Source organism: Desulfocapsa sulfexigens DSM 10523, from assembly GCF_000341395.1.
GTDB classification, from domain to species: Bacteria; Desulfobacterota; Desulfobulbia; order Desulfobulbales; family Desulfocapsaceae; genus Desulfocapsa; species Desulfocapsa sulfexigens.
In genome coordinates this window covers 672,210-698,256 of the sequence record NC_020304.1, presented here as the reverse complement: position 1 = coordinate 698,256, position 26,047 = coordinate 672,210, and the positions used below count along the sequence as shown (strand labels likewise).

Genomic DNA, 26,047 nt, shown 5'->3' with positions numbered 1-26,047 from the left:
TGAGAGAGGAACTAAAAGATTACTCGACTACCATCTTTACTGGGAGGTGTTCAGAAGCCAGTAAAGATGGCAATTTATTGTTTTGTCATGTGTTTTCTTTTTCTTCCCTGCTTGTTTCCTCATCCAGGAGAATCTTCATCTCCAGGGCGTGGTCAAAATCCTGGATCTGTTTCTGCGCAAGTAGCAGGTCTTTTAGGGCAAATATCTGGAGGCGACAGGCCTGGTTGAAGAGACGGTTGACCATGAGCAGGGAGGCTATATCGATTTCTTTGATGGCGCCGGAGGTCGTCAGTTTTAAGGTTTCCTTGATAAAAAGAGTGTCTGACTTTTCCAGGTGGACAATGGAACGTAACAGGCCTCTGTATAATTCATGATTGTTCTCGAGTCGTCGAAAGCGACTGATGTCATGATACAGCTCCATAAGCCGACGTCTGAACGCTTTGTACTGGCTGTTGAGGTGGTCGTTGTCAGCGGCGTCAAACTCATCAAGATTATTTCGGACGCCCTTGATGTTTTTGATGGAGTTCATGATATTACGAGAGGCATAAATGATCAGTTCAAGCTCCTTGGCCTCGGAGTCTTCGAGCTTTTCATTGAGGAGCTTGGCGTAGAACTCAAAAATTTCGCCGTGGAGGAGTTTGATGTTGTCGTACTGATCTTCAAGGCTGAATCGTTTTATGGCGTTTTTCTCAAAGGGCAGGGAGTGGTCGAAAACCAGCTTTTCGTCAATCCGGAAGGAGCGGAGATTGTAGAGCTGACATTCCTCAAAAAGGTGGAGAATCTCCTGGCGCAAAGAGGAAATAGCTGCATCCGGCATTTCAGTGGAGGTATTTCGCAGAAAAACGGTGAGTACTTCCTTGCGATCTGGGAACATTTTGACCAGATAGCGGGCGAGTATGCCGATAAAGGGGAAAAAGAGCAGGACACCAATGACATTGAACAGCGTGTGAAAGAGGGCCAGTGCCATGACGCTGTTGGTGGTAGTATTGATAAAATGGCTGACCATCCAGGAAAGGGGCTGGATGGCAGTAAAGGCTACGGTACCAGTCACGAGATTGAATATGAGATGACTGACACTTACCCTTTTTTTTGACTGGGTTCCGCCGATGGCCCCGAGTAAAACCGTGACGGTGCTACCGACATTAGCTCCGATAACCATGGCTGCGGCCATTGGAAATGTGATCAGGCTGCTGTTCAGGGCAGTAAGGACAATGGCAATACTGACAGAGCTTGACTGCATGAGAGCTGTGATCAGTATGCCGACGATGGCGTAAAGCCACAGGCCGTAGGCGGAAATACTTTGGATATCAAGATGCTGAGCAAAGTTTTCAACGCTGGTTTTCATGAAATCCAGACCAAGAAAAAGAAAACCAAACCCCATGAGAAGACGGCTGGCCTGGAATATTCGGGATCTGGGGCCGAAGCCGATGAGGATTATTCCCCCTACGGCAATAAGAGGAAGGGCAAAGGTCTCGATCTTGAGCTTGAAGCCGAAGACGGCAACAAGCCAGGCCGTGAAGGTGGTGCCTATATTTGACCCCATTATCACCCCGATACCGTTGGCCATCGTCATCACTTCGGCTCCGACAAAGGCCAGAACCATGAGGGATACCGCTGCACTACTCTGGAGGATGGCGGTGATCAGGGCACCGCTGGCTACGGAGCGGAGACGGCCATCGGTGTATTTCCTGATTATTCTGCGGAAGGCTTTGCCGGACATGTTCTTGATGGAGTCTTCCATAAGGAACATGCCATAGAGAAAAATGGCCAGGCCGGCCAGGAGTTTCCAGAGATCCAGAGAGTTGTTCATACGTTTTTTTGTGTGGGGGCAGGTAGGTGAGGTACTAAGAATCGGGTGCCCCTTGATTTTCTCCATCGCCAAATGGTTTTGGCTGTAGGAGTTTAAAGGTTGCAATCCGCTCGAATTTCAAGTGAAATCAATAAAAATTATTTTACAACATAAGCCTTAGTGGAGCAAGTGAATAAAAGGTTCCTGGGAAGAGATGAAAAGGTGCGTTGCATTTGTTAGCAGAGCTCAGTTATCAAAAAAATGAGTGACCCAGGAAGGACATTGCTCGATCCCGGAGATTATCGAAATATGATCTTAATCCATAAATATCTTGAAACTTAAAAGATAATTGAGCAAAATCTTTATTTATGTTCAGTCCTCTTTTTTTGATCGCATTACGATTCCAACTGGCCAGGATGATGGGTTTTTGTTGGTATCTGTCTGAAATACAATGTGTTATTTTGGAAAAAACACAAGAGTCGCAAGCAGAATCAAAATTTTGATCCATACAGGAAGGATGTTTTTCTATGAAAAATAATTGGTTCACCTCTCTTTTCCAAAATCTCAAGCTGTCATCCACAACGGTAGAACTGCTGGCTTACATGCTGATAGCTTTTGCTGTAATCTTGACAGCAATTATAACGACCCTGATTGTCCGCAAAACCCTGTTAAAGTTCCTTACCAACTGGATTCAATCGAATAACTACAGATGGGATGATCCTTTGGCTAAAAACAAATTGCTCAGCAAAATCAGTTGGTTCGTTCCGGTGACCGTTTTTTCTCTGGCAATCGATATGTTTCTTGATCAGGGGGCTACAAGCTATCTTCCTGCAAAACGACTGATAACCGCCAGCTTTGTCATTGTTTCAGTCCTCAGCTTAACCGCTTTACTCTCTTCAGCTAACGATATCCATCGAATAGTTAGAAAGAATAAGGGGGCCAGCCTTCGTAGTTACATCGATGCTGGCAAAATACTCACTTACGTCCTTGGGGCAATTTTTCTTATCTCCATTTTTACAGGGAAATCTCCCTGGGGTATTCTCTCCGTTCTCGGCGGTCTGACTGCCGTAACCATGTTGGTTTTCAAAGACTCGATTCTCGGTTTTGTCGCTTCAATCCAGATTAATTCCACAGACATGGTACGTCTCGGGGATTGGGTAGAAATACCGCAATATGGTGCCGACGGTGATGTTGTTGATATCTCCATCCATTCTATTCGCGTCCAGAACTGGGACAAAACCATTTCAACTATCCCCACCTATGCCCTTGTCTCCAACTCTTTTAAAAATTGGCGAGGAATGTCCGAATCGGGGGGCAGACGAATAAAACGGGCATTGAATATAGATATTCATTCGATCCGCTTCTGCGATGAGCAGATGCTTGACAAACTCTCCAATTTTTCTCTGATAGCCGATTACATAAGGAATAAACAACAGGAAATTGAAGAATATAACCTGCACCATAACTATGATCAAAACCTTACTATCAGTGGCCGTCGCCAGACCAACGTCGGAATTTTCCGTGCCTACGTTATTGCATACCTCAGAAATAATACAAAACTCCATCAAGAGATGACTTTTCTGGTCCGACAGCTTGCTCCGACTGAGCACGGCCTCCCTCTCGAAATTTACGTCTTTTCAAAAGATCAAGCTTGGGCCAACTACGAAGCGATCCAGGCGGATATCTTTGATCACCTGCTGGCCGCAATCCCCGAGTTTGGTTTGCGAATTTTCCAAAACCCCAGTGGCTATGATTTTCGCTGTCTGGGAAATAAGGACACATCTGCTTGATTTCTTTTACTCGCTTCAATTGCTGCCCGTTCTAGCTAAGGCTGTCCTGTCCTATGCCTCAGTAACAGCCGCTGTTCTCTGTCTTATTCTCTCGATCCCTATTGTCGTGCTCTATATGGTGAAAATATTTGACAGGAAAAATAAGCAAGCATCTTAACTGCTCGCAACCCCTTTCCGATTAATTACGCCCCTTGTTCCTGATGAGGGCGGATGTGCTAATCTTGGGGTTCATTGACTCTTTTTTTTATTTGTGCGAAAACATAAGAAATGAGGGAAGAGCATTGGGTTAAAGATGCCTTTGCATACAGGTAAAAAAGCAACCCTCAGTTTCGAACCATATCATAAGCAGTTTCTGATGTTTGAAACCGTCAACACAGCGAGATAGGGATGAGTGATAAAAACAAAGCTATTATCACAGTTGCGCTTTCAATCATTATTCTTGCCGGTATTTCTTTGTATCATGGTATTGCCCTTCATAATGTTTCATTGAAGCGAGTCATTGAGGAAGAAGAAGTAAATTTTCAGACTCGTATCGGCATTTTAGAAAAATATTCTTTTGGGCCCTATCTTTTACGGATTGAAAACCTATTACAGCTTAATCCTCAAATGGTTACAGCTTTTGCTAACCGTAATCGTGAACAATTATACAACTCGACTCTTCCAATATATGACGCCCTTACAAAAGAAAATATTCATTTCAGTGTGATGCATTTTCATCTACCAGATGGCACAACATTTCTGCGCATGCATAATCCAGGTTTTTTCGGTGATAATCTGCAGACTGTTCGGCCAATTATTGATAGTGTTAACAAGATTCATAAACAGCTTTCCGGTTATGAAATTGGCAGGCATGGCGCATTTTTCAGAATAGCCCAGCCTGTCTTTTTTGAAGGTGCCTTTGTGGGTGTTATGGAGTTTGGAATCAAAGTTCACCAGTTACTGGAGGTTGCTGAAATTGATCTCTCTGGCAAGGCTGCTTCATATTTTTTCGACAGAGTGTGGCAGAAGGTTGATCATGAATCGGGGCACTTTAAAATGAGAAAGTTTGGCGCATTTCTTTTGAATACCCATGGCGATCCTTTATACAAAAGCCTGCCTTCAAAAATTGATTTCAATATCCCCATCAATCAAATTACGTTGGGCAATAAAGTTTATATTCTTCATTCTCAGCCCATTTTTACAAATTATCATAATGAAGTACTTGGTGGCATTACAATTTTACAAGATATCACGGATCTGGTTCAGCAAAAAGACAGCTATATTTTTCAAATGTCAGCGCTTGTTCTTTTGCTGACAGTTCTGTGTCTCTCCATCCTTTATGTCAGCTTCAATAATCTTGTGGGGCGCCTTGTAAAGGCCAAAAGTAAGTTACAAGTGACCGTGAGCGAGTTAAGCACAGAGGTTAACGAACGCAAGAAGGCTGAAAATCGTGCCCTCGAGGCTCAGGAAGAGTGGGAAAAGACATTTAATGCTATGGCTGATATTGTTACTATTCAGGACAAAAATATGCGGATAGTCCGGGCCAATAAGGCAGCATATGATTTTTTTGAGGCAAAGCCGGGAGAGCTTGAAGGCAAAAAATGTTGTGAAATTTTCCGAGGAAGTGTGCAGCCCTGTCCGGGATGTCCTGGTATTAATGTAATTGAAAATATTAATAACCATTCGGAAATAATCGAACATAAAGGGCTGGGGAAAATTTTTCAGGTATCATCTGCCCCTCTTCTTAATAAAAATAATGGGGTGCGATATGTTGTCCACGTTGCCAGAGACATCACTGAACAGAAAAAACTGGAGGAAGAACTTTTTCAGGCCCACAAAATGGAGGCAATTGGTACTTTGGCTGGTGGTGTTGCCCATGATTTCAACAATATTCTTTCTGCAATTATCGGTTATGCAGAATTGGCAAGGCTCGATATACCAAATGATAGCAATGCAGCAAAAGATATTGATGAAGTTCTGACGGCCGGGAAACGGGCAACAGAACTTGTAAAGCAAATTCTCTCCTTCAGTCGGACAACGGAGCGCGCCCTGCAACCTGTGATGCCTCATTTGATTGTCAAAGAAGCATTTAAAATGCTGCGTGCATCACTGCCGACAACTCTTTCCATCAATGAAAAAATTGCCACTGACTGTGGATCAATTCTGGCAGACCCGACAACTCTCCATCAAATAGTGGTGAACCTCTGTACCAATGCTTTCCATGCTATGGAAAAGGAAAAAGGGACTTTGTCTGTCAGCTTATGCCGTAAAGATATACAAGCAGAAGACATAAGTGGAAACGGTGTCTCTCCAGGCCCTTTTATTGTTCTGTCAGTTAGTGATACCGGTCACGGTATGGACAAGAAAACAATTGAACGAATTTTTGAACCCTACTTTACAACTAAAAAGGTCGGCAAGGGGACAGGTCTCGGATTAGCTGTTATTCATGGAATCGTAAAAGATTATAAAGGATTTATTCAGGTAGAGAGCGAGCCAGGAAAAGGAAGTACTTTCCATGTCCATTTCCCGGTTTTGGAACATGTTGTTTCAATTCAGGAAAAAACGAAAGAAGCCCTTCTTCCTTCAGGGAGTGAGCATATCTTTATAGTTGATGATGAAAGCAGCATCATCAACCTGCAAAAATTAGTGCTGGAAGGTCTTGGATATAGCGTAACAGCAGCAACAAGCAGTGAAAAGGCATTTGAAAAAATCTACTTGCAACCAGAGCAATTTGACCTGTTAATCACAGATCAGACCATGCCCGGTCTGTCCGGGATAGAATTGGCACAGGAAGTTTTGAAAATAAAGCCGACCATGCCAATTATCCTCTGCACTGGCTACAGCACTGTCGCTACAGAAGAGAGTGTCCTGGCAATTGGCATAAAAAAATATGCAAAGAAACCCGTTGATAGATCAACATTGGCCAGAATTGTCAGACAAGTGCTTGATGAAAAACGTGGATTGCTGCCACATCATGTATGAAATTGTTTAAGTCTGTCAAAAATCGATGCCTGCCCTCACTTTTCATTTTTTATCTGGTTTGCAATTGGGATGAATTGCAACCCGAAGTAATCGGAGAGTTGATCTTCCAATCGTAACCATCGGGTGCCTTCCTAGACGTTACATTTCATCGCTCGTTTTATGTCTTTATTTCAAAAATAAAGATATCTTCCCTGTATCAGGACTATTCCCCGTCTGCTATTTTCTATTGTTGCGCTGCCGCCACCCGCCCAATGGAGAGTATACCGGTTTCAGCACTTTGCTGACATCTTTTGCCTGCTCAACAACATAGAAGGCATCACTGTCTATCTCATAGACTTTGGCAATCATCCACCTGAGATCCCGCCTTCTGCAGGCCAGATAAAGTTCTACAACCGGCCCTTTCATTCCCTCACCATGGAAAATTGTTACTGGCTGGCCCATTTCACGAAATGTCTGTGCCATTCTCTGGCCATGGTAGGAACTGAAAACCTTGAGAATGATCATACCAAAAGCAAGCCTCCTTTCCACCAGGATACCCACCACATTTCCCATGGCGTACCCAAGGGAGTAGAAAATAATAAGTATGGGCATTTCGGTCATCTTAAGGATTACGGCACTGACAACTGTGATCCAGATGGTCACCTCAAAGACCGCCAGAAAGAAAGAGAGTATGGTACGTCCCTGAACAGTTACAATGGTGCGTACGGTACCAATGGAAACATCGAAGATACGGGCAGTGAAAACAGCCAAGCCTGTCAGTAGGACTTCAGGATCGGAAATGGACAAGAGGTCAGAGAAAGTTGGAAACGCCATTGTCTCTCCTGTTCGGGGGTACGGGGCAGAGTTTCAGGTGAAATGTATATTTTGGGAATACCCTCTGTTCGACGACAAAGATCGTTGTGGCCATCCCGATCCTGTCACGCGCATGGCTAACATGATTTTTTGCTATTGTCATGTACCTAAGTTATACTGTTTCAGAAACATTCTCTATTAATTTTCACAGTGACCGTTCATGAAATATTCGTTAATTGCGGCTTTTCTCCTCTTCGTTTTCCTCTGTATGCATCCCTCTTTCCTACGTTCCGCTGATCAGGAAGACGATATGTTTGCTGCAGCTCAGCAGGAAATCACGAAGATTTCTCAGATTAATCTGGAGGATACGTCACTGGCCCAGGTTGATGTCCTGGTACTTCAGGTGCAGGGATATTTAGCTCAGGGAAAAAATTGTGTGCATGCAGTTGGGCAGGAACTGGAACAAATAGATACAACTCTTGCTGCTCTTGGTGAAAAGGTGACCGGTGAGTCTAGGGAGATCACCAGGGAGAGAGCTGGCCTGCAGACCCAGAAAAATCAGGCTGAGGTTCGTCTTGCTCAGTGTCGTTTGTTGACACTCAGAGCAACAGATCTGGATCAGAAGCTTAATGATATTAAGCGAGAGGTTTTCACCAGGGATCTTTTTTCCCAGGGACCAGGATTTCTTGAATTAGTCAGGCGGCCGGAGCTTAATTTGGAGCACTGGCCATCAGCAGTTACCAGTTTCCTGTTATCAGGTAATGCCTTTTTTTTCCTCAAACTATACCACTTTTTGCTCGTTTTCCTCTTTGCCGGAATGGGACTGTTTCTGGGCAGTCGGATTGATTCTCTGCTTTTCCAACAAGCCAGCCAGATAGAACAAAAAGGGTTCTATTTTGATTTTCTACGTATGCTCAGTCAGCGGAAAAAAACATTTCAGCTCCTCGGGGTTCTTGGAGGAGTATCATTGTCGCTGCATTTTGTGTTAAAAGATCTGCAACCCCCTTCCTGCCTGCCAGCTGCTGTGAACAGTATTATACTTGTTTTAATCCTCTCAGGTTTTGGGAAATTCTACGGGAAAGTACTTGCCGGAGAGCAGGATAATGGTTCTGTAGTGAATTTTTCCATAGTGAAAACAATTCGCTTCCAGCTGTTTGCCATTTTTTCCGGACTGTTGTTTTTTGTTTTTACAAGTCCGCTCAGCACTGTTCTTCCAGATACTGTTTTCCTTCTTGTCCGTGCCCTGGTCGTGATGCTCTGGTATGGGATTCTGCTCTGGGTTTTCTGGCTCTTCTGCAGCTTTTCACGCTTTAAAGTGCAGAGAAGAACTATTCGTATATTTCTTGTTTTTGTGCTTGGTGGTGTCATACTTGCCGAACTTAGTGGCTATCGAATACTGGCCAGCCATATCCTGGCAGGTACTTCTGGTACCATAGTCCTTCTTTTTCTGTTAAGTCTTTGCATGTTTGCAATCAATGAAATTGTCGGCGGGTTTGGAAGGGGCAGGTATCTCTGGCAGCAGACTCTCAGAAAAAGGCTTGGAATTGAGACGAGTCAGGTCTTTAAGGGATTAATCTGGACGGGCAGTCTGCTCAAATTATCACTGGTTATTGTCTTTTTTTATTGCATTCTTCGCTTGTGGGGACTCTCCAGGATTTATGCTTCAACGTTTTATGATTGGCTGGTTGAAGGATTCAGCGTTGGTACTGTAACAATTGTTCCGTCCCGGGTTGGTATCGGTTTTTTTATTTTAGCTCTCGGCTGGAATGTTGTCTCCCTTGCTAAGGATAAAATTATCCGTAAATGGCTGGCTGAATCGGAGCTGGCTCCAAGTGTACAGGATGCCCTTTCCACGGTGCTTGGTTATGTGGGCTACAGTCTTGTTATTCTTCTGGGACTTAGCACCGCTGGTATTAATTTCTCGGGACTGGCCATAGTTGCAGGTGCTTTGTCTGTTGGTATAGGTTTTGGGCTTCAGAATATTGTTAATAATCTTGTTTCCGGTCTGATCCTGCTCTTTGAGCGGCCGATAAAGCGGGGGGACTGGGTTGTTGTTGGCAGCACAGAAGGCTATGTGAAGAAAATCAGTGTCCGCTCCACCATCATTCAGACCTTTGACAGATCCGATGTTATTGTACCCAACTCGGAGTTGATTTCCAGCCAGGTCACCAATATGATGCTTCAGGATATACGGGGTCGGGTAAAGGTGGCCGTGGGAGTCGCCTACGGCAGTGATACCGGGTTAGTAAAAAGACTGCTTCTTGAAGTGGCAGAAGCACACCCTGAAGTGATTACCAACGGTACAGCCCCCCATCCGGTTGTCCGCTTTCAGGCTTTTGGTGAGTCATCTCTGGACTTCGAGTTGTTCTGTCACCTGAAGGATGTTGACAAACGTATTGATGTTCGTAGCGATATGCATTTTGCAATAGACAAGTCTTTTCGGGAACATGGTGTTGAAATTCCTTTTCCCCAGCGGGATATACATATTAAGAGCGGACTGCACCTGGAAGGAAAAGATGAGAGCATAGCCACTGCGGTTGTTGGAACAGACCCAAATACTGCTGATTAAAATTACAATTAGGGTGAATTCGTGACTTCTAGTTCTGGTAAGCCAACCATGCAGCATGTTACATGGCAGACTCTTTTTGACAGCTGCTGGTATTGTCGCTTCTATTGCTCGGTTTTTCGATTTGCAGGGAACTGACTGGTTGGTTTTCTAATTCAATCACATATGCTTACCTGATTGCCATCGAAACTCAGCTTTGCAACCCGGAGTTGTTTCGTGTCGATTATATGGGACGCCATAAACCCATCCCTGGGGGCTCTGCTGTGGCCGTCCAGGCCGCAGATGCCCATATAATCAACACGAAACAACTCCTCCTCAGGCGGGTAGGCTGAGGATTAGTGGTAATCAGGTATGCTTATTACAGTTCTTATGATCTCTCAGCCTGAAATTCAAGTGATCCTGGAATGTTCCATTGCCTTTGGGCTATTTTTGAAACCCTTTTTTGGGGATCGTCAACCCAGAGTAAACGATAACTCTCCTTTGCGAAGGAAAGTATCTCCCCATGGAGGATGTGTGAATGCGACTTGTTGAAGTGATTGCCTTACCGGAAAATCTCAAAAATCTTCCTGCGATAATTACAAAGCTGGAGGTTAGAAAATTCTGGCCGGCCGGTGGTTCACAGGATTTGGCCGTATACCGGATTCTGGTTGAAGATGAAAAAACACAGGAACTTCTCGACGCATTACAGGGCGTTCTCGGTCCGGGTGGTAATATTGTTCTGTTTACCCCCGAGGCGGTTTTACCCCAGAATGTACCATCACTGGAAACAGAGAAAAAAGCTGCTGCTGAGAAAACAACCAGAGAGGAGCTTTATCAGGAGGTGGAAAAGGGGGCACGTTATGGCAGTAATTTTCTGCTGCTGGTGACCCTGTCTACTTTTGTCGCCTCCATAGGCCTGCTCAAGGATAATGTCGCGGTTATCATAGGGGCGATGGTTATTGCTCCTCTGCTTGGACCTAACATTGCCCTGGCCCTTTCAACCGCCCTTGGCGACACCAAACTTCTGTGGGCTGCTGTAAAGGCGAACGTCATCGGTCTTACTCTGGCCACAGCCATAGCCATTGTGGAAGGATATCTCTATCCTGTTTCCTTCACCAGCCATGAACTTATGGCCCGTACGGATGTAGGGCTGGACAGCGTAGCTCTTGCCCTGGCCTCCGGAGCGGCAGCAGCTCTATCCTTGACCACCGGACTCTCAAGTGTACTGGTGGGAGTGATGGTGGCGGTTGCTATTCTTCCGCCGGCCGCAACCATGGGTATTATGATTGGTGCTGGACAGTTTGACCTCGCTATAGGTGCCGCCCTGCTGCTTGCCGTGAATATTGTCTCTGTGAATCTGTCAGCAAAGATTGTCTTTATTTTCAAAGGGATTAAACCAAGAACCTGGCTTGGCAGTGAAAGGGCCAGAGAATCTACCACCGTTTATATGGTTCTCTGGCTGGTTTCACTGGCTATTCTTATTGCTATTATCCTTATGACAAGGGGTGGTGAGGGCTGAAAATGAGATGTTACTCTTTTTTTTATAGCCATTTCCGTTTGCGGAAGAAAAAGATCATTGATATGGCCAACCCGACCATAAGCAGGAGAAGGATAAAATACCCGTATTGATTTTCCAGTCCGGGCATATATCTGAAGTTCATTCCATAAATACCAGCGAGAAAGGTCAGAGGCATGAAAATGGCGGCAAAGACAGTCAGCAGTTGAACCACCTGATTCATCTTTGTGTTCATCATGGAAACGTGGAGTTCCAGGATCGAAGTCAGCAACTCTCTGAAGTGATCAGTATTGGCGGAGACGGCATTCATATGGTCGAGGACATCTTCAAAATACTTCCTGGTGGATTCATTGATAAGTTGATCGTCGATACGGCAAAGCTTTGCCACCATGTCTCTCATTGGTTGAACGACCTGGCGTAGCTGCAGGATGGTACGCTGTAGAGTCTGGAGCTGTAATAATGATTCAGGCTGGGCGTTATACAGGACCTCCTCCTCAAATTCGAGAATTTTGTCCTGCAGCTGCTCAATAACGACAAGGTAGCAGTCTATAACGGAGTCAAGAAGGGTATAGACCAGATAATCATGATCCCTTTTCCTGATCTTACCGGTACCATTACGTATTCGTGAGCGTATCGGTATGAATGGATCCTGGTCACCGGTGACAAAGGTTGCAACCCCAAAATCACCAAGAAGAATATTAACTGATTCAAATGAGATGGTTCCTTCTGCAGCCAATGTGGGCATCTTGGCAATAAGGAAGAATCCATCGTCGGTTTCATCCAGTTTGGGGCGATGTTCGGTGTTTAGAATATCTTCCAGCGTCAGACTGTGAATTTCGTGTTGTTCCCCGATCTGTCTGATCAGCTCAGGTTGATGGACGCCATTGAGATGAAGCCAGTGAACATTCTTTTCCCTCGGTGCCTGAGTTTTCTCTGTTAGAGTATTTCCTTCTCTTTCCTTACAGCCGGTTTCGTCGTAATCCATCCAGGAAAAACGTATCGGATCTTCTCTATACTGACCGACGTGAACAAGGCTCCCCGGTGGCAGTCCCGCTTTGTCAGATATTTTACCATAGCTTTTTTTCATTATCGTCTCTGATGTAACCCCTGCTTTTCTCAGATATCAAAACTCTGGTTGGGATTGGGGATATGGACCGTTTTGAAACCGAGAGTGTCATGAAGGGCAGTGGCAAGCGCGTTGGCAGATTCCTCTTCACCATGAACAATAAATGTTTGTGTCGGCTTTTTCTCCATGGCTCCAGCCCATGCAAGAAGCTCCTCCCGGTCAGCGTGTCCACTGAAGCCGGTGACAAGTTCAACCTTAGCCCTGATGTCATACAGTTCACCAAAAATTTTAACTTCTTTTTTCCCGTCGACAATTTGTCGCCCCAGGGTAAAGGGTGCCTGCCAGCCGGTAATAAGGATTGTGTTTTTCGGATTCCCGGCACGGCTCTTGAGATGATGCAGGATACGTCCCCCCTCCATCATACCACTGGCGCTGATGATAATGGCAGGCTTGTCTGAACTGCTCAGATTTTTTGATTCATCCACAGATGACGTGTACTTGAGTGTCTCGAAGCCGAAGGGATTGTTATTTTTGTCCTCCAGCATAAACTGCATGATCTCCTCATCGTAGGTTTCGGGATGGAGGCGAAAGATGTCCGTTGTTCTCGTGGCAAGCGGACTGTCCACATAGATTGGCACATCGGGGATCTCTCCATTTACAAAAAGCTTGTGCAGTGTATAGACAATCTGCTGGGTTCGGCCCACGGCAAAGGCGGGAATTAACAGGCTCCCCCCCCTTGCCACTGTTTCGTTGACTATTCTTTTCAGCTCCCTTTCCGATTCGGGATAGGGGGGGTGGGTGCGGTTGCCATAGGTGCTTTCCATTATCAGGATGTCAGCCCCTTGTGTTATCGGTTGCGGGTCACGGATGATGGGGATATTGGCGCGGCCGATGTCACCGCTGAACACCAACCTGGTCTTCCTGCCACTGTCCATATCTTCAATGTCAAGGATGACATGGGCGCTGCCCAGCATATGTCCGGCATCAACCAGGGTCAATTCAACACCCGGCAGAATCTGACGTTTTCGGTTGTAGCTCATGCCGACAAAATATTGCATGGAGGCAACTGCATCTTTTTTGGTGTAGAGAGGCTCAAAAGGTTTTTTCCCGTCTCTTTCCCGTTTACGGTTCACGTATTCCACGTCTTTTTCCTGGAGAAAGGCACTGTCAAGCAGCATTACTGCACACAGGTCACGGGTAGCGGAGGTGCAAAAAATATCACCCTGAAAGCCATTTTTCACATGGCAGGGGATATTTCCTGAATGATCGATATGGGCATGGGAAAGAACGATGGCGTCAAGAGTATCGCTATTGCAGGAAGTTTCCCTGTTCATCTCAAAGGAATCCTTACGTTTGCCCTGATAGAGGCCACAGTCGAGGAGGAATCTGGAATTGTTGACCTCGATAAGAAATTTTGATCCTGTGACTGTTTTGGCTGCACCCTGGAAAGTTATTTTCATTTTATATTCCTGTTAAGAATTTTTTGGCTGGTCGGCTTGCAAGAGCTGACAATTTTAAGATATGATTAATAAGACATTGTCATGCACCTTTCCTGTATTCCTGTGTGGAGAACTATATCACACTGGAGTAACAAATCAAATACAACCGGTCTCCCTCAGGAAGAGGTACTACTACCATATACACGTCAGTTTTATTGGCCGCACTGCCAACTGAACATCATTTATGAATGGAGAATGGTATGGACAGGCCCATGAACCTTTTTTTTATCCTTCTACAATTGGGCGGAGGACTGGCTCTGTTTATGTTCAGTATCAATATGCTGAGCAATACCTTAAAAAAAGTCGCCAGTGTCCGCCTGAAAAACATCCTCCAGAAAGCAACGGGGAACCCGGTAAAGGGCGCTCTCACAGGCACTGTTGTCACCTTTATGGTGCAGAGCTCAAGTGTCACGGTTCTGCTGCTGCTCGGCCTGGTCAATTCCGGAATCATGACTTTGCGGCAGTCCATCTACGTTATTCTCGGTTCTGAAATTGGTACCACCATTACTGCCCAGATAATCGCCTTCAAGGTAAAAATGATATTTTACCCCCTGATAATAGCCGGGTTTGCCATGAGTCGGCTTGGGAAAAAGGAGAAGGTCAATCATATTGGAGATACACTCCTCTACATGGGGATGATCTTCCTTTCCATGAAGATCATGGCCGACGGTGCCTCTCCCTTAAAAGAGTATCCTTTTGTCCTGAAGGTCATAGCAGACTTCGGGGTGTACCCCTTGCTCGGTATTGTGATTGGTGCTGTTCTGACCGCGGTTACCAACAGCAGTTCGGCAACGACAAGTCTTGTGATAGCCATGAGTATGGAAGGCATAATATCCCTTGATGCAGGGATAGCTCTGATCATCGGGGCTAATATAGGCACCTGCGTCCTGGAACTCATTGCAGCGGCAGGTACCAGTATAGCGGCCAGGCGAACAGGAATGGCCCAGTTTATCATCAATATCAGTGGGGCTGTACTCTTTTTCCCGTTTCTTGAACAGTTCGCAGGACTGATCGCCCTGACTGCATCGGATACACCAAGGCTTATCGCCAATGCCCATACTGTTTTCAATGTCACTGTCAGTCTGATTATGATGCCCTTTGTCACCATATTGATGCATTTTCTGAGTATCCTTATTCCGGGAAAGAATGAAGAGGTCATTTCCTCCCACGGTCTCCTGGAAGAAAAGTTTCTCACCGTCCCGGCACTTGCCTTGTACGAGGCGGAACAGGAGGTGAATCGGATGGCAGCCGTTGTCGGTGAATCACTGACCCAGGCCCGAAAAACATTTTTTGAAAACGATACAAACAGCTCCGGGCAGCTCACGGAAAACGAGAGGGCCGTTGACATCATTCATGAAAAGGTGGGCAATTATCTGAATAAAATAAATACCGTCATGCTGAACGAACAAGACAGGGCCAGGAAAAGAGCTCTGGCTCATGCCACGACTGACCTGGAACGGATTGCAGACCTGGCGGAAAATATAGCAGGATACGCCAGCCAGGAAAAAGTGTTTTTTTCAGAAGCAGCCAGAAAGGAGCTTGCAGAGTTTTTTGATAATGCCGTTCAAGCTTACATGGTGGCTGCAAATGGTCTGAAGGAAAGAGTCAAAACCCTGGATATAGACGTTCATAAAATGGAACATCAGCTGGATGCATTAAAAACGGAGTACAGAAATAAATTTTTGTACAGGCAGGAAAATGATCAACTTCGACCTGTCATTGATGCCTTTTACCCGTATGTTCTCAAGGACATTGGTCGGATAAATAATCATGCAAACAATATTTCCGAGCATGTGTTGAAGATGAAATAGACCATAAGGGCTCTCCTTTCAAGTCTTCATGCAATCATTTCTGCTGGTGGTGCGAACAATAGTGTTTGTTTGTAGTTTGTGAAATTGTACATTCTATCGAATGCACCCTGTTTCTGTCTTTGTTTCTCTTGGTAGTTATTTCAGTATGTTGTGTCAATCATTGATGCCAGTGTCACCCGATATCGGTTGACATGTCACCCGATGTCCAATGACAAATTGATTTCCGGGATATAGAAAAAAGGTATGACAACAGAATAACAAAAACCTTTACCTGGAGAAATGCTCATGAAGAAGACGACAGCAGCTTTTACAATCCTCTTAACCATGCTCACTCTAACAATCACAAGCCAACCTGCCATGAGCCGCAATACTGACAATATCCTGCCTGGAGTAGTATTGGGAGCTACGGTTGGGGCTTTAATCGCTTCGCAGGTTCGATACTATCCGAATCAGCAATATATACCTCCTTCCCATCAACGGTTTTACTCTCGTCCAGTGCTCATGGTGCCACCACCTGTTTTCAGGCCTAGACCCGTTGTATACCTTCCGCAACCCAGGCCGTATAGACAGCAGCATAGGCATCATCGGAAGCATTGGCAGGACAACAGAGGGAGAGCAAGGTGGTAAGCATATAGATTACACTTTTTGTCCAGAAATGAATATGACAGTGTCCGGGGGGAGTTTACGAAAGAATTCCCTTTTCCGGGCACTGTTCTCTGTACGTAACAATTTGTTGTTTTTTGAAAAAGTGGATTAGCTGAATTCGTGTAAGTAAGTACACAACTTCAGAGAGCAAAACGATAATAGTTCATCAATTATTCCACAATGCTCTTATCATAATAGCAGGATTTGATGGAAGGCAGTGGGGAGGTTCCCTCAAGAACCTGTTGAACGGCCTTTTGGGTTTCTGGGGAAAAAAACTTCCACAGAGGCTGTTTTACCACTGACAGTTCTGGAAAAGCCGCGGCAATTTTTGCATCCCATATTTTACTGTAGTGCAGAAGATCATCGGGGTAGACAGTGTTTCGATTGCCGCCTTCCGAATCAACTGTAAAGGGTTCGATGATGTTAAGAGTACCGTAGTCATCTGTTAATTCTTCCCCGGCATTGATATCCTTTATAGCAATCTCAAAGTTATAGGGGGTAAGGCAACAGTTTGCATGAAAACTGTGGTTTATGTAGCGACCGTTATCCCAACAGAAGATGTAGTTCCCCTTGCTGTTCCGGAATGAATAGGTGAGGAGAACTTCTCGGATTTGCTGGTCATAGGCTGCCATGTCTTCAGGGGGGATCTCCCTGTCGAGGACATCGAGTACCCAGGTGACAGTTCCTCTGGGAATAAAACTGGTGGCAAAGAGTCCGTTCCCTTTTTCTTCGTTTATGTAGCGAACTTCGGTGTCAGGATGAATCATGGTTGTGTTTCTCTTTCAGGTATGTTTTTTTTTAACAGCAGGGCAGTGGTTCCGTCTTCGTAAAACTTCTGTTTTTCACCATAGTAGAGAAAACCAGCATTTTTGTAGAATCTCAGGGCGGCATCGTTATGTTTGGAAACCTCGAGACTCAGACAATTACAGTTATGTTTTGCAGCAATATCTTCTGCAAATGCAAGCATCTCAGCTGCAACACCCAGTCGTCTCACAGATGGGGCGACCCCGAGTGAATAGATCCGCATCCTCCGGCTATTTCTGCGCCTCAGCAGCACCATGTACCCTGCAAATATTTCGGAACAGACTGCCTTGATAACAACACTGTTTGCTTTGGAAATCAGATAACTGAATTGCCTGGGAGATATCCGATCACAGGTAAAAAGTTGTTCCTCGAGGAGGCAGAGCCCGGGGATATCTTCTTTGGTAACTGCCATAATCCTGGTCATCTCGTATCAGGCCCTTCTTTTTTTGTTCAAACGGGCAATAAACTCACGCAGAATTATCCGGTACAGTTCACTGCCAAGAATCTTGTCTTCGACGCCGTGATCAATGGAGGGATTATCGTTAACCTCGATCACCACTGCCTGGCCATCGACATCTTTTATGTCAACCCCGTACAATCCTTTGCCAATGGCTGCGGACACTTTTTTGGCAATACGGGTGACCTGGGATGGTACCTGGTGAACAGGAACGGTCTCACTTTTGCCGGATTTTGTGAGACCACTTGCCTTATGCTGATAAATCTGCCAGTGGCCGCGGGCCATGTAATATTTACAGGCGTAGATACACTCGCCATTTAATACACCGATTCTCCAGTCAAACTCCGTGGGCATAAATTCCTGTATAAGTAAAACCGAAGAGTGCTGAAAAAGTGCTTCCTGCAGGGCGATGTATTCCTTATCTGAAGAAACCAGGGAAACACCGATGGAAAAAGAACCATCCGGAATCTTCATGACCATCGTCCGTCCGAGGTATTCAGAGACTTCCTCATAGGATGGAATTTTTTCCCTGAACAGGAGAATCGATCTGGGTGCTGGTATGGCAGATCTGTCCATAAGTTCTTTGAGGTAGACCTTATTGGTGCAGCAGACAATGGAGGCTGGATCATCTATGACTACCATGTCAGCCTGCTGTGCCTTTTGCGCCAGTTGATAGGTGATGTGGTTCACCGCAGTTGTCTGGCGGATAAAGAGTGCGTCGAATTCCATTAGGCGTGAAGCATCATCTGCGGTGAGCAGCTCAGCATTCACATTCATTTTTCTGGCTTCATTTAAAAAGAGCTTGAGGGCACTTTTGTTACTTGGTGGAAGGAGTTCTTCCGGGTCATAAAAGATTGCCAGATCATAGCGGGCCGGTTTTTTACTGCGTGGCTGCCGCCATACCTTTTTGTTGAATAAATCCAGACTGCCTGCAAAAAGATCCTGCTGACGGTCATCAAGTTCGGTGAGTGACAGCAAACGAATATTACAGATCTCCGCTCGTTGCGGTCCACTGAAGCTTACCCGCATAAGTGGACAGGGATATAGATCAAAGAAGAAACGACCAAGACGTTCGTACTTTGGATCTTCACACTTCCCAAAAAACAGATCCAGATGATGACTACAGTCACACTCTTTTTCAAAAAGAGCAGACTTGTCAAATCTGAGAAGGCGGCTCATTGCACTATCGAGCTTCATGGTGATGCTGTTGTCGAACTTGTTCAAAGTTTCAACTTTCGGGATGACTTTATGGTCTCTTGCCTGAGCCAGCAAGGAACAGTAATAGCCCTCAGAGTTATAGGAGAGATCTGAACAGAGATTGATTACCAGATGAGGATCCTGACTTAATTCTTCACGTTGCAGATACTGAATGGCTGTAATAACACTGTCGCTGTGATAGTAGGGCTCCCACAGATCCAGAGAATCAATTATTATAAGTACAGAGTTCATGGGCTTCGCGTGTTGCTGTTCTTATGAGAGAGCCTGATATCGCCCCCATGGAAACGAATGTCTCCATGGAGGAAAGGATGTACGGGATCTGCTTTTGCTATCTGGAGCGTTCTTCTATACTTACGTAGTGAAGATCCGTGGGGCCGATGTATTCTGCCCGTGGTCGAATAAGGCGGTTGTTTCCCCACTGTTCCATGATGTGTGATGTCCAGCCAACGGTTCTGCTGATGGCGAAAATCGGAGTGAAGAGTTCAGGAGGCAGGCCCATGGCACTGTAAAGTGAGGCGGTGTAAAGATCCACATTGGGGAACACTTTGGTCTGTTCAAGGACTACCCTTTCTATTTCCTGTGTTATGGCAAAGTTGTTGCTATCGCCCATGGCACTGCTCAGGCTGCGTACCAGCTCTCTGATCATGTTCACTCGTGGATCTTCGCAACGGTATACCCTGTGACCAAATCCAGGAATCTTGATCTTGTTTGCAAGTTTTTCAAGGATGATTTTTTCAGCCAGTTCAGGTCTGCCGATTTCTTCAATAAGCTGCATTACCTCCATATTGGCACCACCATGGAGCGGTCCTTTGAGGGCACCGATGGCGGAGGTTACCGATGAGTAGATGTCCGAGAGTGTTGCCGCTGTCACCCGGGCGGCAAAGGTTGATGCGTTCAGTTCGTGGTCGGCGTGAAGAATAAGGGCAGTATCAAAGGCTTGTTCTACCAGTGGATCCGGAGCTTTCCCCTGTAGAGTATAGAGGAAATTGTAGGCGATACCATGCCCCGGTATGGGCTGGATTGGCTCCAGTCCTTCCCGCAGCCGTTGATGGGCAGCAATAAGCAGAGGGATACGGAGGGTGAGACGCTGTGCCTTGCGAAGAGAAGCGGACAGTCCCGTATTGCCGCTGTCCGGATCCCAGTGGCCGAGGGAAGATACTGCTGTGCGGATGACCTCCATGGGGGTCGCTGTTTTGGGAAACATTCGCAGGATCATGACGGTTTCCGTGGGTAATGCCATGGAAGCACGAAGGCCGTCGAGAAAGGCATTAAATTCAGTCTCTCTTGGCAGGCAACCATACCAGAGTAGATAGGCAACCTCTTCAAAGCTGCTCTTCTCTGCAAGCTCCAGGGCGTCATATCCACGGTAGACAAGTCGTCCTTCCTTTCCATCAATAAAACAGATATCTGAATCGCAGGCGACCGTGTCGGCAAGTCCTGCGTCGGTGGGTTTTGACTCTGGGGGTGAGCATGTTTTTTTCATTTGTGTGTTATCCTCAATGAGACGGTTGCTGCTATTCTGTCAAAATACGGTTTCTGCTTTCTTAAATTTTACCCAAGACGATTCCGGTAGTCTTCATAAGTAAAGCTGCGGAGGGTCTCTACTGCCTTCCTTTCTGGCCTGTACAGTGCGATATCCGGCAGGCGAACTCCGTTAAAGGTGTTGGTCTTGACCATGGTGTAGTGGCTCATGTCTTCGATGATAAGGCGGTCACCAACCTGCAATGGGGCAGCAAAGGAGTAATCTCCAAGCATATCTCCAGCCAGACAGGAGACTCCTCCCAAACGGTAGTTGTGGGCCAGAGTATCGGGCAGGGAGGCCCCCCTGATATCAGGCCGGTAGGGCATTTCCAGGACATCTGGCATATGACAGGAGACCGAGGTGTCAAGGATAGCTATGGGACCATCATTGTCAATTATATCAAGGACAGTAGTGATAAGTGCTCCGGTGTTGATGGCTATGGCCTCACCTGGTTCCAGATAAATGGTCAGATCATGGCGGGAGCGGAAATGGTTGATGACTTCACAAAGGAGACCAGTGTCATAGCCAGGAGCCGTGATAAGATGACCGCCTCCCAGATTGAGCCACTGCATGCGAGGTAAAAATTCCCCGAATTGCTCTTCAAAGACCTCTGCCGTTCGAGCCAGTGCGTCTGCTCCCTTTTCACAGAGAGTGTGGAGGTGGAGACCACTGATTCCAGTAAGATCCTTTCCACTAAACTGTTCCCGCAAAATACCGAGGCGGGAGCCAGGGCGGCAGGGATCATACAGGGCGACCGCAGTTTCGGAGTGAGCGGGGTTAACCCGCAGACCGCAGGAGATATCTCTCGGACATTCCCTGACCTGTTTCTGGAAACGGTGCCACTGCTGAAAGCTGTTAAAGACCAGATGATCACAGTAGAGCAGATGCTCGGTCAGATCCCTGTCGCTGAAGGCAGGACCGTGACTGTGTACTTCCCGCTGAAAATCCTCTCTTCCAAGTCTTGCTTCGTGGGGAGAACTGGCACAGACCCCGTGCAGATATTTACGAACAAGAGGGAAAACGCCGGGCATGGCAAATCCCTTAAGAGCCAGGAGGATCCGGCACTCTGTTTGCTGCTGCACCTCATCCAGGATTTTGAGATTGCGAAGGAGTGCCGATTCATCGACCACAAAGCAGGGGGTATTCACCTGCTCCGGGTCGAAATTCAGGAGATAACTTCTTTCCATGGCAGACCATGCAGGTTCAACTTCTCCATAAAAGGTGCAGGGTCGAGTTGTTCCATGTTAAAAACCCCGTGTCCGCTCCAGACTCCGCTGAGCATAAGCATGGCCCCAATCATGGCCGGGACGCCGGTGGTATAGGAAACAGCCTGTGCTCCAACCTCTTCATAGCACTGCTGATGGTCGCAGATGTTGTAGACATAGTACTCCTTTTCCCGTCCATCCTTTATTCCTTTGATCAGACAGCCTATGCAGGTGCGTCCATGGGTGAGGGGGCCAAGAGAGCCGGGATCGGGCAGGAGTGCTTTCAGAAATTGCAGAGGGATGATCTGCTGTCCATTGTATTCCACGGGTTCTATACTGGTCATTCCAATGTTCTGAAGCACTTCAAGATGACGGAGGTAGTTGTCGGAAAAGGTCATCCAGAAACGTGCTTTTTCCAGACCGGGAATATGTCTGGTCAGGGACTCCAGTTCTTCGTGGTACATTAGGTAGATCTTCCGCGGACCGATCCCTTCGGGAAAGTCAAAATCTTTGCTCGTTGACAGGGCAGGAGTTTCCACCCATTGCTCATCTTCCCAGTGCCGGGCCGGGGCTGTGACCTCACGGATATTGATCTCGGGATTAAAATTGGTAGCGAAGGGCTGGCCATGATCTCCGGCATTACAGTCAATGATGTCAAGTTCCCGGATTTCATCAAACTGGGTTTTCAGGGCCCAGGCGGTAAATACATTGGTGACACCGGGATCAAATCCGGAACCAAGCAGAGCCATGAGTCCAGCCTCCTTGAAACGCTCCTGGTAGGCCCACTGCCAGTGATATTCGAATTTTGCTTCATCGCGTGGTTCGTAGTTGGCCGTATCAAGGTAATTGACACCACACTCCAGGCAGGCATCCATGATGGTAAGATCCTGGTAGGGGAGAGCAACATTTATACATAAATCCGGTTTGAAGCTCTGCATCAGGGCTACCAGCTCTTCTACCTGATCCGCATCTACCCTGGCGGTCTGGATGGCTATGGGCAGCTGGGCCGCGATGGCGTCGCACTTTTCTCTGGTACGGGAAGCCAGCATGATTTCAGAGAATATCTCAGGCACCTGGCAGCATTTGTGGACAACAACCGAACCGACTCCGCCGGCCCCGATAATAAGTACTCGTGACATAAGTAATATCCTTTAATTATTAAATATTCAGGTATGTGTAACCCTGGAGACAGCTTTCGTAAAAATCAATCAGGCCAACACCTTCCCGTGGAAGCACTGTTCCCTGTTTAATCTGCAGATCTATCTGTGTCTTGATAGATCTGGCCATGATTTCAGGGCTGTACTGCATGGTGGCAAGAACCTGCTGGGACGATGTTCCTCTGATCACCTCTTCAATGTAAAAGTCGTTGGGATCGTCGTCGTCGCAGTAGATATGTACCTCGTTAAGGCGGCCAAAGAGGTTATGCATATCACCCATAACATCCTGATAGGCCCCGGTGAGAAAAAGACCGATAAAGTAATCCTCGTCTGGCTGCAGGGTATGAAGGAGCAGACTCTGATCATACCCGTCTTTGGCAATAAAGCGGGTAATTTTTCCATCTGAATCACAGGTGATGTCGGCAAGGGAGCAGCGTTCACTGGGTTCTTCATCGAGGCGAAGCAGCGGCATAATGGGCAGGATCTGGCTGATGGCCCAGGTGTCAGCCGCAGACTGGAACACGGAGAAGTTGCAGAGGTACTGACTGGCCTTGAGTTCTTTTATCTGCTGCATTTCCTCGGGGATGAAATCGAGATCAGCAAGCATAGTGTCAATGCGGTTAATAATCAGCCAGTAGAGAGTTTCTATTTTGGCCCGTTCCACCAGGCAGATGACTCCGAGGCGGAAGGCGGCAATGGTATCCTCTTTAATCTGTTGAATGTCATTGAAAATTTCCTGACAGTTCTCAAGCTTGAGGTGCTCTGCTGATTCCCGCATATTACCAAGAAGGACATGTTCATCTTCTTTAACGGTTGTTTTGCACGGATTGCTGGCCTGATGGATGGTGTTAATCACATTGGTGACAACACAGGAGTGATGGGCTGTGATATACCGGCCACTTTCACTGACAATATGGGGGTGGGGAACATTCATCTCGTCACAGATCTGCTGCAGGCCGCTGACAATATCTGCAGAGTATTCTGCCAGGGTATAGTTTCGTGAAGAGTCGCCCGTTGATTTGCTGCCATCATAATCAATACCGAGTCCGCCACCCACATCAAAATAGTCGATTATGATCCCACTCTGGGCAAGGTTGGCATAGATGCGTCCTGCCTCGGTGACTGCCTCTTTTACGATGCGAATATCGGGGATCTGGCTGCCCACATGAAAGTGGAGGAGTTTGAGACAGTTGGTCATGCCGTTTCGCTGCAGAAGCTCTACTCCTTCAACGATTTCGCTGCAGGTGAGACCGAATTTGGCACGGTCACCGCTGGATCCGGCCCAGCGTCCCCGTCCTTTGACTGAAAGCTTGGTTCGGATCCCAATGAGCGGGTCAGCCTGCATCTCCTTGGAAAGGCGAATAATCATCTCAAACTCAGAAAAACTTTCAACAACAATGATGATCTTTCGTCCAAGCTTGCGGCCGAGCAGGGCGAGTCGGATATAATCCTCGTCCTTGTAGCCGTTTAAGATGGTGAGAGAATTACTGTTGTCATTATAGGCGAGACAGGCCAGGAGCTCTGATTTTGATCCAGCCTCCAGACCGTGGTCAAAGGGACCGCCCGCATCAATGATTTCCTCAACAACCTCCCGCATCTGATTGACCTTTATGGGATACACTCCATAAAATCTTCCCTGGTAACCATGCTCTGTAATTGTATTAGCAAAGGTGATATTGAGGAGCTGAACCTGAGCCCGAAGGATGTCATGGAAGCGTATAACGGTGGGAAAAGGAATTCCCTGTTCCTGTATCTCTTTGATGACCTCCATAAAGTCGATTCTGGGACCGATTTCCTTTTTTTCAGGAAGGACGCAGAGGTGCCCTTTCTCGTTGGCAGTAAAATAGCCGTTGCCCCAGGATTCGACATTATAGGGAGTACAGCTTCTCTGTTGAGACGGTTGGTGTTGTGTGTTACGCATTAAATGTTCCGAGTCCCTTCTGTTCCAGGGAGCTGATATCTGTTAATAATCATCTTCTTCAAAATGATAGTCGTTGCCTGTTTCCAGAGGTTCCAGATGAACCGGGCGTAAAGAACAGATTCTGTATTCCCGTTCACATTCTTCGCAGAATACTTCATCGCCAATCTCATGATCGTAATAAATTCGAATATCACCGCCACAGCTCATACATCTTTTTTTACCCATCCTGTTACCTTAAAATTGAAAGTACCGGTTGATTTCCCCCCTTTCCCGTACGTTCTGCGCATAGCAAACAGCATGCCATTGTTTATCCTTAATCATGTTTACCTGCTTTTGGGAGTTTTTGCAGAAAATTACTTTGGCAGGGTTGTTTTATGGCAGGATAACACGGGGCAACTCAAAAAAAAAGGAACTCTCAGTTCTGTAATACTAAAAAAAACGGAACTGGATGTTCTTGTTTTTCGAGGTTCTGCCAGTTTTTGGCCTATGGGTTCAGAGAATCAGTGAGGATCATACTCAGAGAGCGGTAAATAAGTTTGGCAGCAAGGAAATCTGGGGCCTGATTATGTTTGCGAGGTAATAGTTCTACGACATCCATGCCTACTATTTTCTTTTCACTGGCCACGTACTGGATAATCTGGTTCAGCATGTACCAGTCAATTCCTCCTGGCTCCGGAGTTCCGGTGGATGGCATACAGGAAGGATCAAGGACATCAAGGTCAATGGTGAGATAAACTGTGTCAGTGAGCTGATCCAGAGCATTGGTTGCAGCATTGATGCCGTGTCGATGCAGGTCATGGGCAAGCACCAGGCGGTCTGGCTCGATACTGTCCATCTCCTCAATATCCATGCTGCGGATTCCCACCTGTACAACCGGGCAGATTTCATTGGCTCTAGCCATAACGCAGGCATGGTTATAGGGGCTTCCCATATAACTGTCACGCAGATCCGTATGGGCATCAAGCTGGAGGACACTCAAATTCGGATAGCGGGCCTGTGCCGCCTGGAGCAGGCCGACAGTGATGGAATGCTCTCCGCCAAGCCCCACCACAAGTTTGTTGTCGCGGAAGAGGGGCAGGGCATGCTGCCGAAGTTCTGCAACCATTTCTCCTGGATCCTTTGGACAGGAAACTGGATCCAGAGTACAGATACCATGACGGTATACCTCCGTTCCAGTTTCTATATCGTATAGTTCCAGATGAAAGGAGGCATCCAATATGGCCTGCGGCCCGCGATCAGCACCCTTCATCCAGGTTGAAGTACCATCGTAGGGTATGGGCAGAATCACCACCTTTGAGGAAGCATAGTCTCTATATTGATCGGGCATATCCGCAAATTTCATATACATC

At 46.6% G+C, this 26,047-nt stretch carries 19 protein-coding genes; 6 read left to right on the top strand and 13 right to left on the bottom strand.

The features are described from left to right. Positions 1–85: 85 nt before the first annotated feature. On the bottom strand, positions 86–1,876 hold the full coding sequence (locus tag UWK_RS03005) for a Na/Pi cotransporter family protein (protein WP_015402871.1): 1,791 nt from the start codon (positions 1,874–1,876) through the stop codon (positions 86–88). Positions 1,877–2,316: 440 nt separating this feature from the next. On the opposite strand from UWK_RS03005, the gene UWK_RS03000 reads away from it, so the two are divergent. Next, positions 2,317–3,579, top strand: coding sequence for a mechanosensitive ion channel family protein (locus UWK_RS03000; RefSeq protein ID WP_015402870.1), 1,263 nt, complete (start codon positions 2,317–2,319; stop codon positions 3,577–3,579). Positions 3,580–3,966: 387 nt separating this feature from the next. After that, on the top strand, positions 3,967–6,540 hold the full coding sequence (locus UWK_RS18115; RefSeq protein WP_015402868.1) for an ATP-binding protein: 2,574 nt from the start codon (positions 3,967–3,969) through the stop codon (positions 6,538–6,540). Between the two features lie 216 nt (positions 6,541–6,756). Here UWK_RS18115 and UWK_RS02990 read toward each other — a convergent pair whose 3' ends face one another. After that, the gene (locus UWK_RS02990; RefSeq protein ID WP_015402867.1) at positions 6,757–7,353 is read right to left on the bottom strand and encodes a DUF2179 domain-containing protein; all 597 of its coding nucleotides are present in this window, start codon (positions 7,351–7,353) and stop codon (positions 6,757–6,759) included. Positions 7,354–7,552: 199 nt separating this feature from the next. Between UWK_RS02990 and UWK_RS18110 the strand changes: the two genes are divergently transcribed. From UWK_RS18110 to UWK_RS02980, 3 genes are all read left to right on the top strand, one after another. Next, the gene (locus UWK_RS18110; RefSeq protein ID WP_015402866.1) at positions 7,553–9,901 is read left to right on the top strand and encodes a mechanosensitive ion channel family protein; all 2,349 of its coding nucleotides are present in this window, start codon (positions 7,553–7,555) and stop codon (positions 9,899–9,901) included. Positions 9,902–9,993: 92 nt separating this feature from the next. Continuing rightward, the gene (locus tag UWK_RS18895; protein WP_228130034.1) at positions 9,994–10,230 is read left to right on the top strand and encodes a hypothetical protein; all 237 of its coding nucleotides are present in this window, start codon (positions 9,994–9,996) and stop codon (positions 10,228–10,230) included. Positions 10,231–10,415: 185 nt separating this feature from the next. Then, a complete protein-coding gene (locus UWK_RS02980) occupies positions 10,416–11,396 on the top strand; it encodes a TIGR00341 family protein (RefSeq protein ID WP_015402865.1) in 981 nt (326 codons plus the stop codon). 22 nt (positions 11,397–11,418) lie between these two features. Here UWK_RS02980 and corA read toward each other — a convergent pair whose 3' ends face one another. Both corA and UWK_RS02970 read right to left on the bottom strand, forming a co-directional pair. Then, positions 11,419–12,480: a magnesium/cobalt transporter CorA gene (corA, locus tag UWK_RS02975; RefSeq protein WP_015402864.1), complete on the bottom strand. Its 1,062-nt coding sequence runs from the start codon at positions 12,478–12,480 to the stop codon at positions 11,419–11,421. A 29-nt stretch (positions 12,481–12,509) separates the two neighbouring features. Then, on the bottom strand, positions 12,510–13,919 hold the full coding sequence (locus tag UWK_RS02970; RefSeq protein ID WP_015402863.1) for an MBL fold metallo-hydrolase RNA specificity domain-containing protein: 1,410 nt from the start codon (positions 13,917–13,919) through the stop codon (positions 12,510–12,512). A 239-nt stretch (positions 13,920–14,158) separates the two neighbouring features. On the opposite strand from UWK_RS02970, the gene UWK_RS02965 reads away from it, so the two are divergent. Beyond that, complete coding sequence (locus UWK_RS02965) at positions 14,159–15,769, top strand: Na/Pi cotransporter family protein (RefSeq protein WP_015402862.1); 1,611 nt, start codon at positions 14,159–14,161, stop codon at positions 15,767–15,769. Positions 15,770–16,584: 815 nt separating this feature from the next. Here the strand turns inward: UWK_RS02965 and UWK_RS02960 are convergent. From UWK_RS02960 to speB, 9 genes are all read right to left on the bottom strand, one after another. Next, complete coding sequence (locus UWK_RS02960; protein ID WP_015402861.1) at positions 16,585–17,181, bottom strand: SET domain-containing protein; 597 nt, start codon at positions 17,179–17,181, stop codon at positions 16,585–16,587. Then, on the bottom strand, positions 17,178–17,642 hold the full coding sequence (locus UWK_RS02955; protein WP_015402860.1) for a GNAT family N-acetyltransferase: 465 nt from the start codon (positions 17,640–17,642) through the stop codon (positions 17,178–17,180). Before UWK_RS02955 ends, UWK_RS02960 begins: the two co-directional genes overlap by 4 nt. A 6-nt stretch (positions 17,643–17,648) precedes the next feature. After that, complete coding sequence (locus tag UWK_RS02950) at positions 17,649–19,124, bottom strand: RimK family protein (RefSeq protein WP_015402859.1); 1,476 nt, start codon at positions 19,122–19,124, stop codon at positions 17,649–17,651. Positions 19,125–19,221: 97 nt separating this feature from the next. Then, the gene (locus tag UWK_RS02945) at positions 19,222–20,376 is read right to left on the bottom strand and encodes a citrate/2-methylcitrate synthase (protein ID WP_015402858.1); all 1,155 of its coding nucleotides are present in this window, start codon (positions 20,374–20,376) and stop codon (positions 19,222–19,224) included. Between the two features lie 68 nt (positions 20,377–20,444). Further along, on the bottom strand, positions 20,445–21,602 hold the full coding sequence (gene nspC, locus UWK_RS02940) for a carboxynorspermidine decarboxylase (protein WP_015402857.1): 1,158 nt from the start codon (positions 21,600–21,602) through the stop codon (positions 20,445–20,447). After that, positions 21,581–22,759 (bottom strand): saccharopine dehydrogenase family protein, encoded by a 1,179-nt coding sequence (locus UWK_RS02935; RefSeq protein WP_015402856.1) that lies wholly within the window; start codon positions 22,757–22,759, stop codon positions 21,581–21,583. The genes nspC and UWK_RS02935 overlap by 22 nt, the downstream gene beginning before the upstream one ends. A 19-nt stretch (positions 22,760–22,778) precedes the next feature. Next, positions 22,779–24,698: a biosynthetic arginine decarboxylase gene (gene speA, locus UWK_RS02930; RefSeq protein WP_015402855.1), complete on the bottom strand. Its 1,920-nt coding sequence runs from the start codon at positions 24,696–24,698 to the stop codon at positions 22,779–22,781. A 42-nt stretch (positions 24,699–24,740) separates the two neighbouring features. Further along, positions 24,741–24,923: a hypothetical protein gene (locus UWK_RS02925; RefSeq protein ID WP_015402854.1), complete on the bottom strand. Its 183-nt coding sequence runs from the start codon at positions 24,921–24,923 to the stop codon at positions 24,741–24,743. A gap of 259 nt (positions 24,924–25,182) precedes the next feature. Next, on the bottom strand, positions 25,183–26,040 hold the full coding sequence (gene speB, locus UWK_RS02915) for an agmatinase (RefSeq protein ID WP_015402853.1): 858 nt from the start codon (positions 26,038–26,040) through the stop codon (positions 25,183–25,185). Positions 26,041–26,047 lie beyond the last annotated feature (7 nt).